The sequence below is a fragment of the Pseudolabrys sp. genome (assembly GCF_050250095.1).
In the GTDB taxonomy this organism is placed as follows: Bacteria; Pseudomonadota; Alphaproteobacteria; order Rhizobiales; family Xanthobacteraceae; genus Pseudolabrys.
Genome location: NZ_JBFWPH010000001.1, coordinates 220,830 through 241,743, shown reverse-complemented (window position 1 = coordinate 241,743; position 20,914 = coordinate 220,830). Strand labels below are relative to the sequence as shown.

At 65.7% G+C, this 20,914-nt stretch carries 22 protein-coding genes; 14 read left to right on the top strand and 8 right to left on the bottom strand.

Annotated features, from left to right (window positions below; genetic code table 11):
- The first annotated feature begins 2 nt into the window (after positions 1–2).
- The 6 genes from AB7F10_RS01180 to AB7F10_RS01155 all read left to right on the top strand — a co-directional run bounded on the left by AB7F10_RS01180 (position 3) and on the right by AB7F10_RS01155 (position 5,079).
- Positions 3–980, top strand: a complete 978-nt coding sequence (locus AB7F10_RS01180; protein WP_428558409.1) for a tetratricopeptide repeat protein — start codon at positions 3–5, stop codon at positions 978–980.
- Positions 981–1,035: 55 nt separating this feature from the next.
- Positions 1,036–1,830: an inositol monophosphatase family protein gene (locus tag AB7F10_RS01175; protein ID WP_428558136.1), complete on the top strand. Its 795-nt coding sequence runs from the start codon at positions 1,036–1,038 to the stop codon at positions 1,828–1,830.
- A 171-nt stretch (positions 1,831–2,001) separates the two neighbouring features.
- Entirely contained in the window at positions 2,002–2,997 is a 996-nt protein-coding gene (locus AB7F10_RS01170; protein ID WP_428558137.1) for a flagellar motor protein MotA, read from the top strand.
- A gap of 64 nt (positions 2,998–3,061) precedes the next feature.
- Positions 3,062–4,093 carry a peptidoglycan -binding protein gene (locus AB7F10_RS01165; protein WP_428558138.1) on the top strand — a complete coding sequence of 344 codons (1,032 nt, stop codon included), beginning with the start codon at positions 3,062–3,064 and terminating at the stop codon, positions 4,091–4,093.
- Entirely contained in the window at positions 4,090–4,545 is a 456-nt protein-coding gene (locus AB7F10_RS01160) for an N-acetyltransferase family protein (protein WP_428558139.1), read from the top strand. The genes AB7F10_RS01165 and AB7F10_RS01160 overlap by 4 nt, the downstream gene beginning before the upstream one ends.
- 90 nt (positions 4,546–4,635) lie before the next feature.
- Positions 4,636–5,079: an SRPBCC family protein gene (locus AB7F10_RS01155; protein WP_428558141.1), complete on the top strand. Its 444-nt coding sequence runs from the start codon at positions 4,636–4,638 to the stop codon at positions 5,077–5,079.
- Between the two features lie 115 nt (positions 5,080–5,194).
- Here the strand turns inward: AB7F10_RS01155 and AB7F10_RS01150 are convergent, their stop codons facing one another.
- Both AB7F10_RS01150 and AB7F10_RS01145 read right to left on the bottom strand, forming a co-directional pair.
- Entirely contained in the window at positions 5,195–5,620 is a 426-nt protein-coding gene (locus AB7F10_RS01150; RefSeq protein WP_428558142.1) for a DUF1801 domain-containing protein, read from the bottom strand.
- Positions 5,621–6,376: 756 nt separating this feature from the next.
- Positions 6,377–8,185: an ABC transporter transmembrane domain-containing protein gene (locus AB7F10_RS01145; protein ID WP_428558143.1), complete on the bottom strand. Its 1,809-nt coding sequence runs from the start codon at positions 8,183–8,185 to the stop codon at positions 6,377–6,379.
- A gap of 208 nt (positions 8,186–8,393) precedes the next feature.
- On the opposite strand from AB7F10_RS01145, the gene rpmE reads away from it, so the two are divergent.
- Complete coding sequence (gene rpmE, locus AB7F10_RS01140) at positions 8,394–8,627, top strand: 50S ribosomal protein L31 (RefSeq protein WP_428558144.1); 234 nt, start codon at positions 8,394–8,396, stop codon at positions 8,625–8,627.
- A gap of 77 nt (positions 8,628–8,704) precedes the next feature.
- Here the strand turns inward: rpmE and AB7F10_RS01135 are convergent, their stop codons facing one another.
- Entirely contained in the window at positions 8,705–9,226 is a 522-nt protein-coding gene (locus AB7F10_RS01135; RefSeq protein WP_428558146.1) for a DUF1465 family protein, read from the bottom strand.
- Between the two features lie 403 nt (positions 9,227–9,629).
- Positions 9,630–9,824 (bottom strand): DUF1192 domain-containing protein, encoded by a 195-nt coding sequence (locus AB7F10_RS01130; RefSeq protein ID WP_428558147.1) that lies wholly within the window; start codon positions 9,822–9,824, stop codon positions 9,630–9,632.
- 104 nt (positions 9,825–9,928) lie between these two features.
- Between AB7F10_RS01130 and AB7F10_RS01125 the strand changes: the two genes are divergently transcribed.
- A complete protein-coding gene (locus tag AB7F10_RS01125) occupies positions 9,929–10,924 on the top strand; it encodes an NAD(P)H-quinone oxidoreductase (protein WP_428558148.1) in 996 nt (331 codons plus the stop codon).
- A gap of 194 nt (positions 10,925–11,118) precedes the next feature.
- On the top strand, positions 11,119–13,977 hold the full coding sequence (locus AB7F10_RS01120) for an EAL domain-containing protein (RefSeq protein ID WP_428558410.1): 2,859 nt from the start codon (positions 11,119–11,121) through the stop codon (positions 13,975–13,977).
- Between the two features lie 20 nt (positions 13,978–13,997).
- On the opposite strand, the gene AB7F10_RS01115 is transcribed toward AB7F10_RS01120, so the two are convergent.
- Positions 13,998–14,594: a YqgE/AlgH family protein gene (locus tag AB7F10_RS01115; RefSeq protein WP_428558149.1), complete on the bottom strand. Its 597-nt coding sequence runs from the start codon at positions 14,592–14,594 to the stop codon at positions 13,998–14,000.
- A gap of 226 nt (positions 14,595–14,820) precedes the next feature.
- Between AB7F10_RS01115 and AB7F10_RS01110 the strand changes: the two genes are divergently transcribed.
- Complete coding sequence (locus AB7F10_RS01110; RefSeq protein ID WP_428558150.1) at positions 14,821–15,657, top strand: protein-disulfide reductase DsbD domain-containing protein; 837 nt, start codon at positions 14,821–14,823, stop codon at positions 15,655–15,657.
- Positions 15,658–15,713: 56 nt separating this feature from the next.
- Positions 15,714–16,199, top strand: coding sequence for a peroxiredoxin (locus AB7F10_RS01105; protein ID WP_428558151.1), 486 nt, complete (start codon positions 15,714–15,716; stop codon positions 16,197–16,199).
- Here AB7F10_RS01105 and rnhA read toward each other — a convergent pair.
- From rnhA to ispH, 3 genes are read right to left on the bottom strand one after another with little or no spacing between them, the layout of a single operon-like run.
- Positions 16,196–16,681: a ribonuclease HI gene (rnhA, locus tag AB7F10_RS01100; protein ID WP_428558152.1), complete on the bottom strand. Its 486-nt coding sequence runs from the start codon at positions 16,679–16,681 to the stop codon at positions 16,196–16,198. The two genes, AB7F10_RS01105 and rnhA, sit on opposite strands and share 4 nt — an antisense overlap.
- Positions 16,682–16,683: 2 nt before the next feature.
- Positions 16,684–17,646, bottom strand: coding sequence for a homoserine kinase (locus AB7F10_RS01095; RefSeq protein WP_428558153.1), 963 nt, complete (start codon positions 17,644–17,646; stop codon positions 16,684–16,686).
- Between the two features lie 7 nt (positions 17,647–17,653).
- Positions 17,654–18,628: a 4-hydroxy-3-methylbut-2-enyl diphosphate reductase gene (ispH, locus tag AB7F10_RS01090; RefSeq protein ID WP_428558154.1), complete on the bottom strand. Its 975-nt coding sequence runs from the start codon at positions 18,626–18,628 to the stop codon at positions 17,654–17,656.
- Between the two features lie 170 nt (positions 18,629–18,798).
- On the opposite strand from ispH, the gene AB7F10_RS01085 reads away from it, so the two are divergent.
- From AB7F10_RS01085 to AB7F10_RS01075, 3 genes are all read left to right on the top strand, one after another.
- Positions 18,799–19,530, top strand: a complete 732-nt coding sequence (locus tag AB7F10_RS01085; RefSeq protein ID WP_428558155.1) for a DUF1013 domain-containing protein — start codon at positions 18,799–18,801, stop codon at positions 19,528–19,530.
- Between the two features lie 201 nt (positions 19,531–19,731).
- Positions 19,732–19,971, top strand: coding sequence for a hypothetical protein (locus AB7F10_RS01080; RefSeq protein WP_428558156.1), 240 nt, complete (start codon positions 19,732–19,734; stop codon positions 19,969–19,971).
- Between the two features lie 205 nt (positions 19,972–20,176).
- Positions 20,177–20,914, top strand: coding sequence for an SGNH/GDSL hydrolase family protein (locus AB7F10_RS01075; RefSeq protein WP_428558157.1), 738 nt, complete (start codon positions 20,177–20,179; stop codon positions 20,912–20,914).

Sequence of the window (20,914 nt, the reverse complement as noted above, 5' to 3'; positions counted from 1 at the left end):
CGATGCTGCGCCGTCTGCTGTTCGTGTCTGTCGCGAGCCTCGCCTTGAGCGCGCAAGTTCTCGTCCCTGTTTTTGCGCAGCCCAAAAAACCGGCGGCGCCCCCGCTGCCGCCCGAGCAGCCGGCCGCCGCGGTATCGCCGGAAGACGTCGCCTATGGCGCCTATCAGCGCGGCTATTTCCTCACTGCCTTCAACGAGGCCACCAAGCTCGCCACGCAGAACAACACCAAGGCGATGACGCTGCTCGGTGAACTTTACGCCAACGGTTTCGGCATCGGCCGCGACGACCAGAAGGCCGTCGAGTGGTACAAGCTCGCCGCCGACCGCGGCGACCGCGAAGCGATGTTCGCGCTCGCCCTGATGAAATTCCAGGGCCGCGGCGGACCGCGCGACGCGGCGGAAGGCGCCAGGCTGTTCGAGCAGGCCGCCAATCTCGGTCACGTCGCCGCCGCCTACAATCTCGGCCTCCTCTATCTGCAGGGCCAGCAGGTCAAGCAGGACATGAAGCGCGCCGCCGAACTGTTCCAGATCGGCGCGCGGGCCGGCGTGCCGGAGGCGCAATACGCGCTGGCGACGCTTTACAAGAACGGCAACGGCGTGGCGAAGAACGAAGACGAGGCGATGCGGCTGATGGGCAAGGCGGCGACCGCCGGCAATCTCGACGCCATGGTCGAATTCGCCATCGCGCAGTTCAACGGTACCCATACGAAGAAGGACGAAGCCGCCGCCATCGCGCTGTTCGAGAAGGCGTCGCGGCGCGGCAGCGCCATCGCACAGAATCGCCTCGCCCGCATTCTCTCGGCCGGCAAGGGCATCGCCGCCGATCCGGTCGAAGCGATGAAATGGCACATCGTCTCCAAGGCCGGCGGCGCAAGCGACCCCGAGATGGACATCTACGCCTCCAAGCAGAAGCCGTCCGACCGCGACAAGGCCGAGGCGCTCGCGAAAAAGTGGCTCGCCAGCGCCGACGGGCATCAATAACCCTGAAAAGCCGACGCGCTTGACGGAACGCCCGGCGGCGGGCAGATCACGCGCCATGCTCCGTTCCGCACTCCTCAACGTCATGGTCCAGGCCGCGCAGAAGGCCGGGCGCAACCTCCGCCGCGACTTCGGCGAGATCGAGAAGCTGCAGGTCTCGATCAAGGGGCCTGGCAACTACGCCAGCGCCGCCGACCGCAAGGCCGAGGAGACGCTCTACAAGGAACTGACCAAGGCGCGGCCGGGCTACGGCTTCCTCGGCGAGGAAGGCGGCACGCGCGAGGGCGCCGACAAGACCCATACCTGGATCGTCGACCCGCTCGACGGCACCACCAATTTCCTCCACGGCATCCCGCATTTCGCCGTCTCGATCGGCCTCGAGCGCGAGGGCACGCTGATCGCCGGCGTGGTCTACAATCCGGTCACCGAGGACATCTACTTCGCCGAGCGCGGCAAGGGCGCCTTTCACAACGACAGCCGCATCCGCGTCGCCGGCCGCGGGGAAATCAATCACGCGCTGGCCGCCTGCTCGCTGCCGCATATCGGCCGCAACTTCCCGGAGACCGACGCCGAGCTGGCAGCGATGCAGACGCGCGTCGCGGGGCTGCGCCGCTACGGCGCCACCGCGCTCGACCTCGCCTATATCGCGGCCGGGCGATTCGACCTCTGCTGGGACCGTGGCGTGAAGCCGTGGGACCTCGCCGCCGGCATCGTGCTGGTGCGGGAGGCCGGCGGTTTCGTCACCGACATCGATGGCGGCGACGCCATGTTCGCCAAGGGCCATTTCGCCGCCGGCAACGAGGCCATGCACCGGGAAGCCCTCGCCATTCTGGCGCGCGCCGAAAAAGCCTGATCCCGGGCGTCGATTTACCTCAATGGCGGCAATATTGCCGTTGCAGAGCCGTGCGATATTTCTAACGATACCGCGGCTGTGGCATAGTGAACGCCGATGTCCCGGCCGCCGGATCGCGTGCGGCGACCGCCCGACAGAGCGCCAGACAAGATCGCCCCGAGATATCCGCCAATGGCATCCGAATCCGATCCGCTGAAACTGTCCTCGCCCCGCATCTTCCTGGTGCGGATGCTGATCTTCATCATCCTCGGCGGGCTGGTCGCCTTCGTGCTGCTCAAGCAGATCGAAGTCGCGTTCATGGCCAATCCGGGGCTGAACGCGCTGATCATCGGCGTGCTGGCGATCGGCATCCTGCTCGCGATGCGGCAGGTGATCCGGCTCTATCCGGAGATCCGCTGGGTCAACAATTTCCGGCTCGGCGATCCGGGCCTCGCGGTCGAGCGGCCGCCGACGCTGCTCGCGCCAATGGCGGCGATCCTCGGCGGCAGCCGCGGCTCGGGCTTTGCGATGTCGCCGCAGCTGATGCGCGGCATCCTCGATTCGATCGCCACTCGTCTCGACGAAGCGCGCGACATCTCGCGCTACATGACCGGCCTGCTCGTGTTCCTCGGCCTCCTCGGCACCTTCTGGGGCCTGATCGAGACCGTCAGCTCGGTCGGCAACGTCATCCAGAACCTGAAACCCGGCGGCGATGCCGCCACGATGTTCGATGGCTTGCGCGAGGGCCTCGCCGCGCCGCTGTCCGGCATGGGCATCTCGTTCTCGTCCTCGCTGTTCGGCCTCGCCGGCTCGCTGATCCTCGGCTTCCTCGACCTGCAATCGAGCCAGGCGCAGAACCGCTTCTACACCGAGCTCGAAGACTGGCTCTCCACCACCGTCTACGATCAGGCGGCCGAAATGCCGGTCGGCGCCGGCGGCGGCGCAGCCCTCGGCGGCGAGTTCCGCACCGCGATCGAGCGGCTGCGCGAGGCGATCGGCGAAGCCGGCTCCAGCAAGGCCGCGACCAGCGCGATGGCCAACCTCGCCGAGGCGATCCAGGGCCTCGTCCATCACATGCGCTCCGAGCAGCAGATGATCCGCGACTGGGTCGACTCGCAGAGCGAACAGCACCGCGAAATCCGCCGCCTGCTCGACCTGCTGGTGCGCGAAAACGTCAACGACAGATAAGGGCATGATCCCGAAAATTGGAAGCCGGTTTTCGGACAAGATCATGCCCAAAAAGGCGTAACTGATGGCTCTTGCCCGCACCCGCCGCAGCGACAGCGGGATGAACTACTGGCCCGGCTTCGTCGACGCGCTGTCGACGCTGATCCTCGGCATCATCTTCCTGCTCACCGTGTTCGTCGTGGTGCAGTTCTTCCTGCAGCAGGAAGTCGCCGGCAAGGACACCGCGCTGAACCGCCTCAACGCGCAGATCGCGCAGCTCACCGAGCTCCTGTCGCTCGAGCGCACCGGCAAATCCGACTTGCAGGATCAGCTTGCCCAGTTGCGCGCGAGCCTGTCGGGCGCCGAAGCCGAGCGCGACCGGCTCAAGGGCGAACTGGCCGGTGCGGGCACCGGTGCGAGCGAGGCGCAGGGCCGCATCAGCACGCTCACCACCGAGCTTGAAGGCGAGAAGCGCATCTCGGCGCGGGCGCTGGCGCAGGTCGAGGTGCTGAACCAGCAGATCGCCGCGCTGCGCCGCCAGCTCGCCGCGCTCGAAACCGCGCTCGACGCCTCCGAGTCGAAGGACAAGGAATCCCAGGCCCGCATCGCCGATCTCGGCCAGCGCCTCAACGTCGCGCTCGCCCAGCGCGTGCAGGAACTGACGAAATACCGCTCCGACTTCTTCGGCCGCCTGCGCGAAGTGCTCGGCAACCGCCCCGACATCCGCATCGTCGGCGACCGCTTCGTGCTGCCCTCCGAGCTCCTGTTCGAGACCGGCAAGGCCGAGCTGCTGCCGGCGGCGAAAACGGAGATCGACAAGATCGCCACCGCCCTGCTCGACATGGCCGCCAAGATCCCGGCCGATATTCCCTGGGTGCTGCGCGTCGACGGCCACACCGACGTGCGCCCGACCGGCACCGCCGGCCAGTTCAAGTCGAACTGGGACCTGTCAGCCGCGCGCGCCATCGCGGTGGTGCAGTATCTCGTCAGCAAGAACATCCCGCCGCAGCGTCTCGTCGCCGCCGGCTTCGGCGAATTCCAGCCGCTCGACACCGGCACCACCGAGGAAGCCTACCGGCGCAACCGCCGCATCGAATTCAAGCTGACCGAGCGGTGACCTTTTCGGCTTTCACACTGCGGCCCTACACCGAAGCCGACGAGGACGCGGCCATCGAGCTGTGGCGGCGCACCTGGGCGACGCATTTTCCGCATATCGACTTCAACAGCCGCGTCGCCTGGTGGCGCGAGCGCTGGCGGCAGGATCTGGTGCCGGTCACCGCGATCGTCGTCGCCGAATGCGAAGGCGTCCTTGCCGGCTTCATGACCATCGACCAGACCAGCGGCTATCTCGACCAGATCGTGGTCGCGCCGGAACACTGGGGCAAGGGCATCGCGCTCGCGCTGGTCGGCGAGGCGAAGGCGCTGTCACCCGGCGGCATCGAGCTTCTGGTCAACAAGGACAACCTGCGCGCCATCCGTTTTTATGAGAAGCACGGCTTCGCTTATGCCGGCGAGGACAAGAACCCGGTCTCCGGCATTGCCGTCAACCGGATGGCGTGGAAGCCATAACGTCATCTGCGCGTTTCAGGCGAGCCTCGTTTCAGACGTATTTTCCGGTTGGATTCCGCACCATCGAATGCCCGCTCAGGAGAGACAGACATGCCCGGCACCGTCCGCCTGCACCGCGTTCTCGCCACCAAGCCTGAAAAGGTCTATCGCGCCTTCACCGAGGCCGACGCTCTGGCGAAGTGGTTGCCGCCCAACGGGTTCACCTGCACGGTGCACAGCTTCGACGCCAAGGTCGGCGGCAGCTTCAAGATGTCGTTCCGCAACTTCACGACCGGCGGCAGCCATTCCTTCGGCGGCAAATATCTCGAACTCACGCCCAATGAGCGGCTGCGTTACACGGACACGTTCGACGATCCAAACCTGCCGGGTGAAATGACCGTCACGGTGACGCTGAAGACAGTATCGGTCGGCGCCGACGTCAGCATCGTTCAGGAAGGCATTCCGGACGCCATTCCGGTCGAGGCCTGCTATCTCGGCTGGCAGGAGTCGTTGCGCAATCTCGCGCGACTGGTCGAGCCGGAGATCAATCAGTAGCGACCCCACAACATAGTCCGCTCATTCCCGCGCAAGCGGGAATCCAGCTTGGACCCCCGCTTACGCGGGGTGAGCGGAAGAATTTTCGCGAAGCTCGTCCTTCGCAAAGCGCGAACTACCCCTTCTTCTTCTCGTTCAACGCCACCGCGGCGCGCACCAGCGCCTTGAACGGCGCCGCCTCGACCGTGCCGCCTTCCGCGATATCGATTGCGCGCCGCACATTGCCGTCGAGACTTGAATTGAACAGGCCCGCGGGGTCGGGCAATGCCGCGCCGCGCGCGAAGGTCAGCTTCACCTTGTCCTTGTAGGTTTCGCCGGTGCAGACGATGCCGGCATGTTCCCACACCGGAACGCCGGCCGGGTTCGAGGGCTTGCGCCACTTCACCTCTTCGACGACCTGCGGATCGGCCTCTTTAATCATCGCGCGCATGTGCGCCAGCGTCCTGGCCCGCCAGTCGCCGGCCGGCGTCTTGGCGGCGGTCTTTTTGGCGGCGGCCTTTTTGGCCGGGGTTTTCTTTCGCGCGGTCTTTGCCTGTTTCATGTCGTCGATGCCCGATGAAGATCACTCGGTCTGCCATGCCCGGACTTGACGTCCAAGTCGGATGTTTCCGACTTGGACTCAAATTGACGATGCGGAAGTCGGATAAATCCGACTTCCGCTGCATCCATCATGACGTGCAGCCAATTAAGCCTTCCTGACGACCGAAAAGCCTCGGCGAAAAATATTGACAGCCTCCGTGACATTGATTATATTCCTATAGCCTCATCCACGCGAGGGCGCCGCTCGAGAGGCGTTTCAAGTGGCGGGATGAGGTGCGGCGTTCGCGCGTGAGGTTCGCAGCCTTGCACCCGAACGGCCCGGGACCCTGCCCCTCCGGCACTACGACCGGGGTGCGAGGAGCTCGCTGACGGATGAGGCGGACATCATGCCGCCCAACGAAAAGCGCGGCCCGGAGCCGATAAATCCCGCCACTGGAGCGCCGAGAGGCGGCGTGTCTTCGCAGGACACGCGCCGCGTTTCGCAAGAACGCGGACCCGAACGACCGAGCGCCTTCCGGCGCTCCAGTCCCTCGCACTTTCGAAGTGCGAGATGAATGTGAACCGCAGGCGTGCCCGCGCCTTCTAGAACAGGGTCGCCCCCGCGCGTCCATCGCCCGAGGACAATCTACAAGGCCACCACGCACTCCGCTCATTCCCGCGAAAGCGGGAATCCAGACTGGACCCCCGCTTTCGCGGGGGGTGAGCGGAAAACTCAACCCGCTCAGTGGAAGAAATGGAAAGCAACTGGCTCGCGAGCCTACGCCGCCTCGAACTGCAGCTTGGCGAGCCGCGCATAAAGCCCGCCGGCGGCGGTGAGGCTCGCATGCGTGCCCTCCTCGACGATGCGGCCCTGGTCCATCACCAGGATGCGGTCGCAGGACAGCACCGTCGCGAGCCGGTGCGCGATCACGATGGTTGTGCGCTGCTCCATCAGCTTGTCGAGCGCGGCCTGCACCAGCGTCTCGCTTTCGGCGTCGAGCGACGAGGTCGCCTCGTCGAGCAGCAGCAGCGGCGCGTCGCGCAGGATGGCGCGCGCGATGGCGATGCGCTGGCGCTGGCCGCCGGACAGCGTCACGCCGCGCTCGCCGAGCATGGTGTCCATGCCTTCCGGCAGCCGCGCAATGAATTCGGACGCGCGGGCGAGTTCCGCGGCGCGGTCGATCTCGGCGTCGCTCGCCTCGGGGCGGCCGAAACGGATGTTTTCGCGGGCGCTCGCGGCGAACACCACCGAGTCCTGCGGCACCAGCGCGATGTGCCGGCGCAACTCCGCCGGATCGAGACTGGCGAGCGGCACGCCGTCGAAGCCGATGCGTCCGCCCGCCGGATCGTAGAAGCGCAAAATCAGATGGAAGATCGTGCTCTTGCCAGCGCCGGACGGGCCGACCAGCGCGACGCGCTCGCCCGGCTTCACCCGCAACGTGATGCCGTCCAGCACCGTGACGTCCGGCCGCGAGGGATAAGCGAACCGCACATCTTCCAGCGCGACCTCGCCGCGCACCGGCTGCGGCAGGGCTGCGGGATTTTCCGGCGCGGTGATGTCCGGCTTGACCCGCAGGATCTCGAACAGCCGCTCGGCCGCGCCCGATGCCTGGCTGATCTCGCCCCACACCTGCGACAGCTCGCCGAGACCGCCGGCGGCAAACACCGCGTAGAGCACGAACTGGCCGAGCCGGCCCGGCGTGATGTCGCCGGCCAGCACGTCCTGCGCGCCGACCCACAGCACGATGACGACGCTGGCGAAGACGAGGAAGATCGCGATGGCGGTGAGCACCGCGCGCGCCATGGTGGCGCCGCGCGCGGCCTCATAGGCGCTTTCGACCGCGCCGCCGAAGCGGCGAACCGCAAGACGCTCGTTGGTGAAGGCCTGCATGGTGCGCGACGCGCCGATCAGCTCGGATGCGTAGGCCGAGGCGTCCGCCAGCGTGTCCTGCGCGCGCCGCGAGCGCCGGCGCACCGAACGGCCGAATCCGACCAGCGGCAGCACGATCACCGGGATCGCGCCGAGCACGAAGCAAGAGAGCCGCGGGCTGGTGAACACCATCATGCCGGCGCCGCCGATGAACAGCACGAGATTGCGCAGCGCGATCGACACCGACGCGCCGACCGCGGATTTGATCTGCGTGGTGTCGGCGGTCAGCCGCGAGATCATCTCGCCGGTCTTAGCCTGATCGAAGAAGGCCGGCGACAATCGCGTCAGATGCGTGAAGACGTCGTTGCGGATGTCGGCGACGATGCGCTCGCCGATGGTGGTGACGAGGTAGTAGCGCATGGCGCTCGCGCCCGCGAGCACCGCGACCACCAGGATCATCACCGCGAAATAGCTATCGATCAGCGCCACGCCTTCGGCGGTGAAGCCGAAGTCGATCATGCGGCGCACCGCGATCGGAACGACCAGCGTGGTCAGCGCGGCGACGACCAGCGCCACCAGCGCGGCCGCGGCCCGGCCCTTGTAGCGCCCGACATAGGGCGCAAGCAGCATCAACGGCCGCAGCTTCACCCGGCGCCCCGCGCCCGCCTCGAGCGGCACATCGAGGCCGCCCCGCCCGTCACTTCCTGCCGCACTCATGATCGCAAACGAAACCCCGGACTGGACCTTTTGCCGCCCCTTTCAGGTCTGCGCCGGACAATGCCCCGGCCTCCGGGCAAGCGCAAATGCCGCCAAAAGCCACGATTTTCCGGCGGCTTGTGTCATGGGGCCTACTCCTGTATAGACCCGGCCAAATTCGGCCGAAGGCGCTCCGCGCCCGCCGGCGCGCCTGAGCGAGTTAACGATCATGAAAACCGACATCCATCCCGACTACCACACCGTCACCGTCAAGATGACCGACGGGTCCGAGTTCACCACGCGCACCACCTGGGGCAAGGAAGGCGACGTGCTGCATCTCGACATCGACCCGAAGTCACACCCGGCCTGGACCGGCGGCCAGCAGCAGATCCTCGACCGCGGCGGCCGCGTGTCGCGCTTCCAGAAAAAGTTCTCGGGCTTCCTGAAGGAAGACAAGAAGTAAGCCGTTTTCGACCTGCTTCGGATATGAAAAAGCCCCGCTTCGGCGGGGCTTTGGTTTTTCGGGGCTTTGATGCCCGCTCAGGCGGCGCCGCCGAACGCGGCTTTCAGCAGGCCGAGCTGGCGTTCGACTGGATTGAGCTTGGGCTCGTCGGTCGCCGCATTGGCATTGTGGATCGTGACGTCGAGCCGGCGGATGCGAAGCTGCAGCTTCTGCGAACGCTCGATCAGCTCGCGCAGTTGCGCCGGCAAGAGCGCGATGTTCTGCGGATCGCTGGTGTCGGCGGTCGACAGCTTCACCTTGGCTTTTTCCTTGCTCGCCTGCGCGAGCGACATCTCGCCTTCCTTCACTGCGCGATGCAGCAGCAGCCACGAGGCGAGTTGCATCAGCCGGGTGGTGAGACGCATGCTTTCGGTCGCGTAAGCGAGCGCCGCGCCGCGGGTCAGCGCCTTCGATTCTTGCCGTCCCGCGCCGTCGAGATAGGTCGCGGTCTCTTCGACCAGCGCCATGCCCTCGCGAAACAGTTCGGAGAAAGCTTGCGAGTTGGCGAGCTTCTCACCGAAAGAAACGGTCTGAGCCTCGCTCATGGTTTTCTCAGCCATCGCGTTACGCCTTACCAACCGGGAACGGGATACGCGCCCCTTGCGAGCGGGAGAATTGCGCGCATCGGTCGGACTGTCCAGACGTTAAGCCGACAAACCTCGAAGCATAGTTGCCGTGCAACCTTAAGATCACAGTTTCCGCAGCAGATTCAGCGATTCCGAAAAATTCGAACTGCAGTTTGGTGCGATTTCAAAATGATTTTGCGGCGCACGCGAGCGCTGCCCCGAAATGGGACAAAAAAGAGCCGCCGTTGCCGGCGGCTCGAAGGTGATAACAGGGAGGCGTCAAACAGAGTGGACAGGAGCCACTCAACGTCCATGAAGATGGACGAGACCAGTAATGAACGAGAAAGCTTAACGCCGGGTTAAGTGCTTAAAATTTTATCTACCGGCGGGCAGCGCTCTATCGCTTGAAAACGTCGTCGGCCGCGCTGCGGGAGGCTTTCTTCTTCCCGATGTCGGCTTCGAGCCGCGCGATCTCCTCGCGCATCAACGCGATCCGCGCGGCAAGCTCCTCGACCGACAACAGCGCGAGATCCTGTCCGATCTCGTGGGTGATCTTCTTCTTGGGCCTGTCCTCGTCGTCGAATGCCGCCATGAATGCGCTCCCTTGGCCCGAAATTTAGCGCCACAAGTCCGGGTTGTCACACCGTGAAGGCCCGCCTAAACAATTGTATTCCCGCACACAGAAAGCTGCGCCTCATGTCCGCCCTGCCCGAAAAAATGACCGCCATCGGTATCCGCGAACTCGGCAAGCCCGAGGTGCTGGTGCCGCAGCAGCGCCCGGTGCCGCAGCCCGGCGCGGGAGAAATCCTGATCAAGGTCGAAGCCGCCGGCGTCAACCGCCCGGACGTGATGCAGCGGCAAGGCCTCTACCCGCCCCCGCCCGGCGCACCGGACATTCCCGGCCTCGAAGTCGCCGGCACCGTCGCAGCACTCGGCAACAACGCCACGCGCTGGAAGGTCGGCGACAAGGTGATGGCGCTCGTGATCGGCGGCGGCTACGCCGAGTATTGTCTCGCGCATGAGAGTCACGCGCTTGGCGTCGGCGGCATTCCGATCGTCGAAGCAGCGGCGATCCCGGAAACCTTCTTCACCGTCTGGCACAACGTGTTCGAGCGCGGCGCGCTGAAATCCGGCGAGACATTTCTCGTGCATGGCGGCTCGTCCGGCATCGGCACCACCGCGATCCAACTCGCCAAGGCATTCGGCGCGCGCGTCATCACCACCGCAGGCTCAGATGAAAAATGCGACGCGTGCCGCAAGCTCGGCGCCGACGTCGCGATCAACTACAAGACCGAAGACTTCGTCGCCGCCACCAAGGCCGCAACGAACGACAAGGGCGCCAACGTCATCCTCGACATGGTCGGCGGCGATTACATAGGCCGCAACTACGAGGCCGCGAGCGTCGAAGGCCGCATCGTGCAGATCGCGTTCCAGGGCTCGCCGAAGGCGACCGTCGATTTCCGCCGCATCATGCTCAAGCGGCTTCATCACACCGGCTCGACGCTGCGCTCGCGCTCGGTGGCCGACAAGGGCGCGATCGCCCGCGCGGTCGAAGCGCAGGCGCTGCCGCTCGTGGCCGCCGGCAAGGTGAAGGTGCTGATCGACAGCACTTTCCCGCTGGCCGAGGCCGCCAAGGCTCACGCGCGCATGGAAAGCAGCGCCCACATCGGGAAGATCGTGCTAACTCTTTGACGATTGTTGTGAAATTTCGAACCTCAGGGGTCGTCTCAGGCCGCGAATTTGGCACAATGTGGGCGATACTCTGCCACCTTGAGAAGAGAGCGACAGAGACTGCCCGACGTGAGAGCCGGAACGGCACCGGGGCAGCGGGGGGTTGCGGGTTGAAACGGACTTGGCGCAACGCCGCGGCGTGTCTCGCCGCCGCGCTGGCGATCGTCGCATTTGCGCCGTCGCTCGCGCGGGCGGTGGAGGGCGTCAACGTGCGCCTCGACGTGCCGGCCATCGACCTCACCCGCGCCACCGAAGTCCAGAAGACCGAAAGCGACCGCATCCAGGTTTCGACCGCGGCGGCGGCCGACGGCATCATCCGCCGCATCGAAGTCCGCGCCCGCGAGGGCGGCACCAACTGGGCGGTGTTCGCGCTCACCAACAACAGCGACGAGCAGATCGACCGGCTGATCGTCGTGCCGCACTACCGGATGGTCGGCTCCGGCATCATCTGGCCCGACCTCGGCCTGTCGCGCATCGCCAACATCACGCCGTCGTCCGGCGACCGGCCCGACCGTCAGGAAAGCGCAACCGCGGACGTGTTCCGCGTCACGCTCGATCCCGGCACCGTCATCACCTATGTCGCGGAGATGCGGACCGACCAGCTGCCGCAGATCTATCTGTGGGAGCCTGACGCCTACAAGGACAAGGTCAACAGCTTCACGCTCTATTACGGCATCGTCATCGGCATCGCCGGCCTGCTCGCCCTGTTCCTCACCATCCTGTTCGTGGTGAAGGGCTCGATCATGTTCCCGGCTGCCGCCGCGCTCGGCTGGGCGGTGCTCGTTTACATCGGCATCGATTTCGGATTCTGGGGCAAGGTGTTCGACATGACGGCGGGCGCCGAGCGCATCTGGCGCGCCTGCGGCGAAGCGATCCTGGCCGCCACTCTGCTCGTGTTCCTGTTCGCTTATCTCAACCTCAATCGCTGGCACGTCCGCTACGTTCACATCACCGCTGCCTGGCTGCTCGGCCTCGCGATGCTGGTTGCGGTCGCGGTCTACGATCCCGCGGTGGCGGCCGGCATCGCGCGCATCTCGCTGCTCGCCATCGCGGTGGTCGGCTTCGCGCTCGTCGTCTATCTCTCGACCCACGGCTTCGACCGCGCCGTGCTGCTGATCCCGACATGGCTGCTGCTTGTCGTCTGGGTGCTCGCCGCGAGCCTCGCGGTCGAAGGCTTCGTCACCAACGACATCGTCGCGCCGGCGCTGCTCGGGGGCCTCGTCCTCATCGTCATGCTGATCGGCTTCACGGTGATGCAGCACGCCTTCGCCGGCGGCGTCACGCAGGGCATCGTCTCCGACGTCGAGCGGCGCGCGCTGGCGCTGACCGGCTCCGGCGACATGATCTGGGACTGGGACGTCTCCGCCGACAAGGTGTTCACCAGCCACGAGACCGAACAGGCGCTTGGCCTGAAACGCGGCAGCCTCGAAGGGCCGGCGGCCGGCTGGCTCGAGGTGCTGCATCCGCTCGATCGCGACCGTTTCCGCGCCGCGCTCGACGGGATCGTCGAGCAACGACGCGGCCGGCTGGTGCAGGAATTCCGCCTGCGCGGTCCCGACGGGCATTACCTGTGGTTCTCGCTGCGCGCGCGGCCGGTGGTCGCGACCGACGGCGAAGTGGTGCGCCTCGTCGGCACGCTATCCGACGTGACGGAAGCGAAGAACGCCGAGGAACGGCTGTTGTTCGACGCCGTCCACGACAACCTCACCGGCCTGCCGAACCGCGAACTGTTCCTCGATCGGCTCGAGGCCGCGTTCGGCTTCGCCCGCTCCGACAGCTCGATCCGCCCGACCGTGATGGTGATCGACATCGACCGCTTCAAGCAGGTCAACGACTCCGTCGGTATCGCGGTCGGCGACTCAATTTTGCTCACCATCGCGCGCCGCCTCGGCCGGCTGCTGAAACCGCAGGACACGCTGGCGCGGCTCGCCGGGGACCAGTTCGCGCTGATCCTGATGTCGGAAAAGGAGCCGGCGCGAATCGTCGCCTTCGCCGAGACGCTGCGCCGGACGTTGCGCGCGCCGATCGTCTTCAACGAGCGCGAGATTTTCCTCACCGCGTCAATGGGTCTTGCGCTGGCCGACAGCCAGCCGCACCGCACCGAGGAAGTCCTCAAGGATGCGGAACTCGCGATGTACTACGCCAAGCGCATCGGCGGCGACCGCATCGAGGTATTCAAGCCGGCGATGCGCGCCCGCAAGACCGACCGGCTGACGATGGAATCGGAACTGCGCCGCGCCATCGAGCGCGAGGAGATCGTGATCCTCTACCAGCCGATCGTCCGGCTCGAGGACCGCGCCATCGCCGGCTTCGAGGCGCTGGCGCGCTGGGACCATCCGAAGATGGGCCGCTTATCGCCGGCCGAGTTCATCAGCATCGCCGAGGAAATCGGCCTGATCGTCGACCTCGGCCTGTTCGTGCTCGACCGCGCGGCCAAGCAGCTCGCGACGTGGCAGCGCCACGCCAAGAGCGAGGAGCCTGTCTTCGTCAGCGTCAACATCTCGTCGCGCCAGCTTCTGCGCCACGATCTGATCCACGACCTGCGCACCGTGCTGGCGCGCTCCTCGGTCGCGCGCGGCTCGCTGAAGCTGGAGCTGACCGAATCCCTCGTGATGGAAAATCCGGAGCACGCCTCGCAAATGTTGACCCGCATGCGCGAGCTCGGCGCCGGCCTTGCGCTCGACGATTTCGGCACCGGCCATTCCTCGCTCGCCTATCTACAGCGCTTCCCGTTCGACACCATCAAGATCGACCAGTCCTTCGTGCGCACGACCTCACGTGGCACGCGGCCGGTGATCCTGCGCTCGATCGTCGCGATGGCGCACGACCTCGGCATGGACGTCGTCGCGGAAGGCGCGGAGACGGACTCCGACGCCGTCGAGCTTTACCAGCTCGGCTGCGAATACGCGCAGGGCTATGCGTTCGGCGAGCCGATGGAAGCCGACAAGGCCGGCAAGCTGATCGGCAGCGAGGCGCCCGTCAGCGGCGGCGCGCTCGCGCGGGAAGCCCGCTAGATTTTCAGAAATCCGAACGCTCAGGCGTGGCCGGCTTCGCTCGACAACATGCCGGGATCGATGCCGATCTTGCGCAACGCGCGGTCGTATTTGGTGTCGATGTCGGCGCCGAAGATGAGATCGGAATCCGCCGTGCAATGCAGCCAGCCGTTGTCCTGGATTTCCTGTTCCAGCTGGCCGGGCGCCCAGCCGGCATAGCCGAGCGCAAGCACAGCGCTCACGGGGCCCTCGCCGCGCGCGATCGCCTTGAGAATGTCGAGCGTGGCAGTCAGGCACACGCCCTCGTCGATCGGCAGCGTCGAATTCTCGATGAAGTAGTCGGACGAATGCAGCACGAAGCCGCGGCCGGTTTCGACCGGACCGCCCTTGAGGACTTTGACGCCTTCCGCGCGGCGCGGCAGCTCGATGCGGTCGCTGTCCGGGATCACGTTGAGCTGCACCAGCAGATCGGGAAAATCGACATCCGCCACCTGCTGGTTGACGATGATGCCCATCGCGCCCTCGGTCGAATGCGCGCAGACATAGATGACGGCGCGGGCGAATCGCTCGTCGCTCATCGACGGCATCGCGACCAGCATCTGCCCGTCGAGAAAGCCGCGGGCCGGCTCGGCAGACATGGATTCAAGCTTGGGTTTCGATTTACGCGGCATATGAAAAGGTTATCCGATCAAGGAGGAGATGGAAGCGAAACTTGCCAAAAATTGCCAATATGTAATTTGACCACGTCCTATTCGAGCAGAATCGTTGGCTGGAATTGTGGCGGCAGATGTGACCGAAACTTAACCGCGATGCTCACAATCAGTTCAATGGCGCGTGTCCGGCGGTCCGGCTAGAGCAAACGGCATGACACGGCTTCCCAACGGTCCCGGCATTGTGACAACCGCGGCGGCCTTGATGGCGGCACTGGCCGCCGTCCTGGTGACGCAGGCCGCGGCTGGCGCGGCGGAGCATTCCTCGATTCGCCTGCTGGCTGGCACAGGACACAACGATGCCGGCCAGTTGCGCGCCGGCGTCGAAATCCGCATGCAGCCCGGCTGGAAAACCTATTGGCGTTATCCGGGCGACTCCGGCGTACCGCCGCGCTTCGACTTCTCCGGCTCGACCAATCTTGCTTCCGCTACCGTGCTGTGGCCCGCGCCGCACATGTTCAGCGACGACAGCGGCAAGTCGATCGGTTACAAGGGCACCGCGATCTTTCCGCTGGCCGTGACGCCGAAGCAAAAAGGGCAACCGGTCACGCTCAAGCTGAAGATCGATTACGCCGTCTGCGAAAAGCTCTGCGTGCCGGCCGAAGGCGAGGCGACGCTGACGCTCGACGGCAAGTCTGGCACATCAGGGAGCGACGACAAGCTGCTCGCCGCCGCGGAGGCGCAGGTGCCGCGGCAGGTCTCCGCCACAGCCGCCGGCCTCACCGTCCAGCGGGCGAGCGGCAAAGCGAAGCCGACGGTCGTCGTTGCGTTGCCGGACGGCAAAGCCCACGAGATCTTCGTCGAGGGGCCGACCGCCGAATGGGCGCTGCCGATCCCCTCAGCCATGCCCGGCGCGCCGCCGGGACGCAGCCAGTTCAGCTTCGCGCTCGACGGCCTGCCCGCCGGGACCGATCCCAACGCGCCGGTTCAATTGACTTTCACGATCGTCGGCGGCGACAGGCCGGTCGAGGTCAAGACGCGTCTCGACTAATTTTCCTAGGCGAGTAAGGTTCGCTCCGAGTTTCAGTCCAACGCGAGAGGAACCCGATGGCGATCAAGGTCGGCGACAAGCTGCCAAACACCACCTTTTATGTCATGAGCCCGGAAGGCCCGAAGGCCCAGTCCACCGACGACGTCTTCAAGGGCAAGAAGGTCGCGCTGTTCGCCGTGCCCGGCGCTTTCACGCCGACCTGCTCGAACATGCACATGCCGAGCTTCGTGAAGAACATCGACGCCATCAAGGGCAAGGGCGTGAACACGGTCGCCGTCACCGCGGTGAACGACGCCTTCGTGCTCGCCAACTGGCTGAAGGCGACCGGCGCCGACGGCAAGGTCGAGGCGCTGTCGGACGGCAACGCGCAGTTCGCCAAGGCGGTCGGCATGGAGTTCGACGGCTCGGGCCGCGGCCTCGGCACCCGCTCCAAGCGTTACTCGATGCTGGTCGAGGACGGCGTGGTCAAGCAGTTCAACGTCGAAGAAAATCCGGGCCAGTGCACCGTGTCCGGCGGCGACACCCTGCTGAAGCAGCTCTAAGGCGACTTTCGCGGCGCGGATGAGAGCGCTCCTCGGGCGCCCGCCCGCGCCGCAACCAGCCCCTCGCGGGCAAGCTCATCGGCACGCTCGTTCAGCGCATGACCGGCGTGACCCTTTACCCAGTGCCATCGCACCTTGTGTTCGGCCAGCGCAGTGTCGAGCCGCTGCCACAGGTCGATGTTCTTGACCGGCTTCTTGTCGGCGGTGCGCCAGCCGTTCTTCTTCCAGCCCTTGATCCACGACGTGATACCGCCGCGCAGATATTCGCTGTCGGTGTAGAGATCGGCTTCGCATGACCGCTTGAGCGCCTCGAGCGCCGAGATCGCGGCCATCAGCTCCATGCGGTTGTTGGTGGTATGCGCTTCGCCGCCCTTCAGCTCCTTGCGGTGTTCGCCGAACATCAGGATCGCGCCCCAGCCGCCGGGGCCGGGATTTCCCGAACACGCGCCGTCGGTGTAGATCGTGATGCGCTCGCCGCTCATTACTATTCAAATCCATAGTCGCGCACGCCCGCCACCGACTGGTGGAAGCGCAGCTTGCGGAAATATTCGAGCGGATCTTTCGGCCGCACCAGCGCGCCGTCCGGCACGCGCAGCCAGTCGACCAGCCGCGTCAGCAGAAAGCGCAGCGCCGAGCCACGCGCGAGCAAAGGCAGCGCCTCGCGTTCCGCCGCGCTTAAAGCCCGCACCGCCGAGTAGCCCTGCAGCAGCGCCCGGCCCTTGGTGACATTGTAGGAGTGATCCGGCTCGAAGCACCAGGCGTTGAGGCAGATCGCAACGTCATAGGCGAGCGTATCGGTACAGGCAAAATAGAAGTCGATCAGTCCCGACAGCTTGTCGCCGAGGAAGAACACGTTGTCGGGGAACAGGTCGGCGTGGATCACGCCCTGCGGCAGACCGCGCGGCCAGCTCTTTTCCAGCGCATCGAGTTCGCGCGCGATCGCCTCGGCGAGTCCGTGCTGCACGCTGTCGGCGCGGCCGTCGGCCTGCGCATAGAGCGGCCGCCAGTCGCCGACGGTCAGCGCATTGGCGCGCGTCATGCCGAAATCCTGGCCGGCGAGATGCAGCCGCGCCAGCGCCTCGCCGACCGCCGCGCAATGCTTGACGCCCGGCCGCCTGATCCACAATCCGTCGAGAAAGGTGACGATCGCCGCCGGCCGGCCGGCGATTTCGCCCAGCACGACGCCCTGCCTGTTATGGACCGGCTGCGGACAGGTGATGCCGCGATCCGCCAGATGCTCCATCAGCGCGAGGAAGAACGGCAGATCGCCCGCCGCCACGCGCTTTTCGTAGAGCGTCAGGATGTAGTGGCCGCGCTCGGCATGGACGAGGAAGTTCGAGTTCTCGACGCCCTCGGCGATGCCCTTGAACGAGAGCAAGGCGCCGATGTCGTATGAGCCGAGAAACCGTGCGAGTTCGTCCTCGCTGACGTCGGTGTAGACCGCCATGAACGCCCTACTCCGCCGCCTGATCCTCCCGCAGCGGCCGTGGCAGCGGGAAGAACACCGCCTCCTCGGCGGCCGAGACGGTCTCGACGTTCACATCGTAACGCTCGGCGAAGGCGCCGATGATTTCCTCGACCAGAATTTCCGGCGCCGAGGCGCCGGCTGTGATGCCGAGGCTGCCGATCGCACCGAAGTCGTTCCAGTCGATGTCGCCGGCGCGCTGCAGCAGCACCGCATGGCGGCAGCCAGCGCGCTCCGCGACTTCCTTGAGGCGCTGCGAGTTCGAGGAGTTCGGCGCGCCGACCACGATCATCGCGTCGACGCGCGGCGCGACGCGCTTGACCGCGTCCTGCCGGTTGGTGGTCGCGTAGCAAATGTCTTCCTTGTGCGGGCCGACGATCGCCGGGAACCGCGCCTTGAGACATTCGACGATCGCCGAGGTGTCGTCGACCGATAGCGTGGTCTGCGTCACATAGGCGAGCTGCGCCGGATCGCGCGGCGCAAAAGCCTGCGCGTCGGCCAGCGTCTCGACCAGGCTGACGCTGCCAGCCGGCAACTGCCCCATCGTGCCGATCACCTCAGGATGCCCGGCATGGCCGACCAGCACGACCTCGCGGCCGCGGCGGTGATGGATCTCCGCTTCGCGGTGAACCTTGGTGACCAGCGGACAGGTGGCGTCGAGCACGAACAGATTGCGCCCCTGCGCCTCCTCCGGCACCGAACGCGGCACGCCATGCGCGGAGAAAATCACCGGCGCGCTGGTCGCGGGAACCTCGGACAGTTCCTCGACGAAGATCGCGCCCTTGGCGCGCAGGCTCTCGACCACGTAACGGTTATGAACGATCTCGTGGCGGACATAGACCGGCGGCCCGTAGACCGTGAGCGCCCGCTCCACGGAATCGATGGCGCGCACCACCCCGGCGCAGAACCCGCGCGGGGAGCACAACAGCACCTTCAGAGGCGGTCTGGCGGGTCCGCTGGCCATGATTTCCCCGGAAATACCGCCCCCGACATGGGCCGGGCGGCTAAAACTGTCAAGCCGAGCCGGTTGCGTGGGCAGGCTTATGTCCCTATATTCCGGCCACTTTTTCCGATCATCACCGATGATCTGGTGCTTCGCCCGGAGGGCGGGCGAAGCGCAAGGGAGATTTTGTCATGGCACAAGCAGCTCCGCTGATGCCCAAGGCCACCGCCGTCTGGCTGCTGGACAATACCGCACTGACGTTCGACCAGATCGCGGAGTTCTGCAAACTGCACCCGCTCGAGGTGAAGGCCATTGCCGACGGCGACGCCGCGCAGGGCATCAAGGGCCTCGACCCGATCCAGACCGGCCAGCTGAGCCGCGAGCAGATCGCCGATGCCGAGGCGCATCCCGACAAGAAGCTGGAAATCGCCACGCCGAAGGTGAATCTGCCGACCCAGGAACGCTCGACCAAGGGCCCGCGCTACACCCCGGTGTCGCGCCGCCAAGACCGGCCGAACGCGATCCTCTGGCTGGTGCGCAATCATCCGGAACTCAAGGACGCGGCCATCATGCGTCTCGTCGGCACCACCAAGAGCACGATCTCCGCGATCCGCGACCGCACCCACTGGAACTCCGCGAGCCTCGCGCCGATGGATCCGGTGACGCTCGGCCTGTGCTCGCAGCTTCAGCTCGACATGGAAGTGAACCGCGCCAACAAAGAGAAGCCGCCGCAGCAGGCCGCCGGCGCGACGTTGCTCTCCGCTGCGGAAACCACCGCGCGCCGCGAGGCGAAGGAAGCCGAAGCAGCCGCCGAAGCCGAAGCGAGCGGCCGTCCGGGCGGCGACATCGACGTCAACGCGGTGTTCGCCAAGCTCAAGCAGCTCGGCGGCAACAAGCCGAGCAGCGACGACGACGGCCAGTAAGACCGCTTCGCGCTCTTTCCCGACAAGTTTAGACAATTGAGAGCGGGTGCGGCGGACGACGCCGCGCCCGTTTTCGCGTCTGCTCCGTGAGAATGCCGATACCGTCGGATGTTTTGCCGACGCAACCCGGCGGTAACACACCGGCAAGGAATTCAGCGCAGCCTTTCAGGGACACTCACCGACCACGCAAGGACAAAAACCATGCGCGATTCAGTCGGAGACCTGAAGGTCAATGTCCGCTGCCCCGAATGCCGGCGGACGTTCCGCGAGCGTATTCGCCGCATCGCGCACAGCGACCCGATCCGGTGCTGCTCCTGCGGCCTCGAAATGCGGTTTCGCGACGTCGGCCACAAGCACGAGAAAGAAGACATCGTGCATTACATCCGCCACGTCGAAGAACGCACACGGCATCCGCATTTCCGCCGCGCCCCATTCATCTGACACTTCCATTCCTGTCCGATCGCGCCAGCATGCGCCCATCGGCCGCATGCGTCGCGCCACGCAATGCGCACCAGGCTGCGCTCCGCAGCCGTTTCCCGGATTCACCAATTAACAGGTTAGGCACGCCGTTAAGTTTATTCGAAATTTATACGCCGTTAGGTTTCGCGTGGGCGACCCACTCACACTGACGAGAACGAGTCCGCGCATGTTCAAACCGCGATCCGAAGCCACCGGAACGCCGCACCGCCGCGGCGTTGCCATCGCCGCATTATTCGCCGTACTTGCCCTCTGCACTGTCGCCGCCGCGCCGGCCGAAGGTCAGACGCGCGGCCGTGCGATCGGAGTCGCCGTTGTCGGCGACTCGCTCGCCAACGATCTCGGCCAGGGCATGGAGGCGCTGCACGCGCGCAACAGGCGCGTCCAGGTCGTCAAGCATACGCGGTTCGCGACCGGTCTCGTCCGCGACGACTACTTCGACTGGAACAAATCAGTCGATCTGTTTCTCGATCATCACCGGCCCGGCATCATCATCGTTGTCATCGGCGGCAACGACCGGCAGACCATCCGCGAAGACGGCCGCCGCTTCGATCCCGACACCCGCGCCTGGCAAAAGGAATACGAGAAGCGGGTCGCGAGCTTCATGAACGAACTGAAGAAGTCGCGCGCCAGGGTCTATTGGGTCGGACTTCCCGCCGTGCGCTCGCCGTCGATGAGCATCAGCTTCCGCATGCAGAATGGCATCTATCGCCGCCAAGCCGCCAAGCACGGCTTCAAATACATCGATATCTGGAACACCTTTCTCGAAGACGGCGCCTACAGCTCGTTCGGCATGAGCCTGTCGGGCGTCAAGCGACAGCTGCGCAAGAGCGACGGCATGCACTTCACCGACGAGGGCAAACTGCGCCTCGCCAACCGCATCAGCCGGGCCATCGGCCTGCGCTAG

Bases quoted from the DNA above. Each gene is read 5' to 3' on its own strand.
- AB7F10_RS01180 (WP_428558409.1), top strand. From the start codon at position 3: ATGCTGCGCCGTCTGCTGTTCGTGTCTGTCGCGAGCCTCGCCTTGAGC.
- AB7F10_RS01175 (WP_428558136.1), top strand. From the start codon at position 1,036: ATGCTCCGTTCCGCACTCCTCAACGTCATGGTCCAGGCCGCGCAGAAG.
- AB7F10_RS01170 (WP_428558137.1), top strand. From the start codon at position 2,002: ATGGCATCCGAATCCGATCCGCTGAAACTGTCCTCGCCCCGCATCTTC.
- AB7F10_RS01165 (WP_428558138.1), top strand. From the start codon at position 3,062: ATGGCTCTTGCCCGCACCCGCCGCAGCGACAGCGGGATGAACTACTGG.
- AB7F10_RS01155 (WP_428558141.1), top strand. From the start codon at position 4,636: ATGCCCGGCACCGTCCGCCTGCACCGCGTTCTCGCCACCAAGCCTGAA.
- AB7F10_RS01150 (WP_428558142.1), bottom strand. From the start codon at position 5,620: ATGAAACAGGCAAAGACCGCGCGAAAGAAAACCCCGGCCAAAAAGGCC.
- AB7F10_RS01145 (WP_428558143.1), bottom strand. From the start codon at position 8,185: ATGAGTGCGGCAGGAAGTGACGGGCGGGGCGGCCTCGATGTGCCGCTC.
- rpmE (WP_428558144.1), top strand. From the start codon at position 8,394: ATGAAAACCGACATCCATCCCGACTACCACACCGTCACCGTCAAGATG.
- AB7F10_RS01135 (WP_428558146.1), bottom strand. From the start codon at position 9,226: ATGGCTGAGAAAACCATGAGCGAGGCTCAGACCGTTTCTTTCGGTGAG.
- AB7F10_RS01130 (WP_428558147.1), bottom strand. From the start codon at position 9,824: ATGGCGGCATTCGACGACGAGGACAGGCCCAAGAAGAAGATCACCCAC.
- AB7F10_RS01125 (WP_428558148.1), top strand. From the start codon at position 9,929: ATGTCCGCCCTGCCCGAAAAAATGACCGCCATCGGTATCCGCGAACTC.
- AB7F10_RS01115 (WP_428558149.1), bottom strand. From the start codon at position 14,594: ATGTCTGCCGAGCCGGCCCGCGGCTTTCTCGACGGGCAGATGCTGGTC.
- AB7F10_RS01110 (WP_428558150.1), top strand. From the start codon at position 14,821: ATGACACGGCTTCCCAACGGTCCCGGCATTGTGACAACCGCGGCGGCC.
- AB7F10_RS01105 (WP_428558151.1), top strand. From the start codon at position 15,714: ATGGCGATCAAGGTCGGCGACAAGCTGCCAAACACCACCTTTTATGTC.
- rnhA (WP_428558152.1), bottom strand. From the start codon at position 16,681: ATGAGCGGCGAGCGCATCACGATCTACACCGACGGCGCGTGTTCGGGA.
- AB7F10_RS01095 (WP_428558153.1), bottom strand. From the start codon at position 17,646: ATGGCGGTCTACACCGACGTCAGCGAGGACGAACTCGCACGGTTTCTC.
- ispH (WP_428558154.1), bottom strand. From the start codon at position 18,628: ATGGCCAGCGGACCCGCCAGACCGCCTCTGAAGGTGCTGTTGTGCTCC.
- AB7F10_RS01085 (WP_428558155.1), top strand. From the start codon at position 18,799: ATGGCACAAGCAGCTCCGCTGATGCCCAAGGCCACCGCCGTCTGGCTG.
- AB7F10_RS01080 (WP_428558156.1), top strand. From the start codon at position 19,732: ATGCGCGATTCAGTCGGAGACCTGAAGGTCAATGTCCGCTGCCCCGAA.
- AB7F10_RS01075 (WP_428558157.1), top strand. From the start codon at position 20,177: ATGTTCAAACCGCGATCCGAAGCCACCGGAACGCCGCACCGCCGCGGC.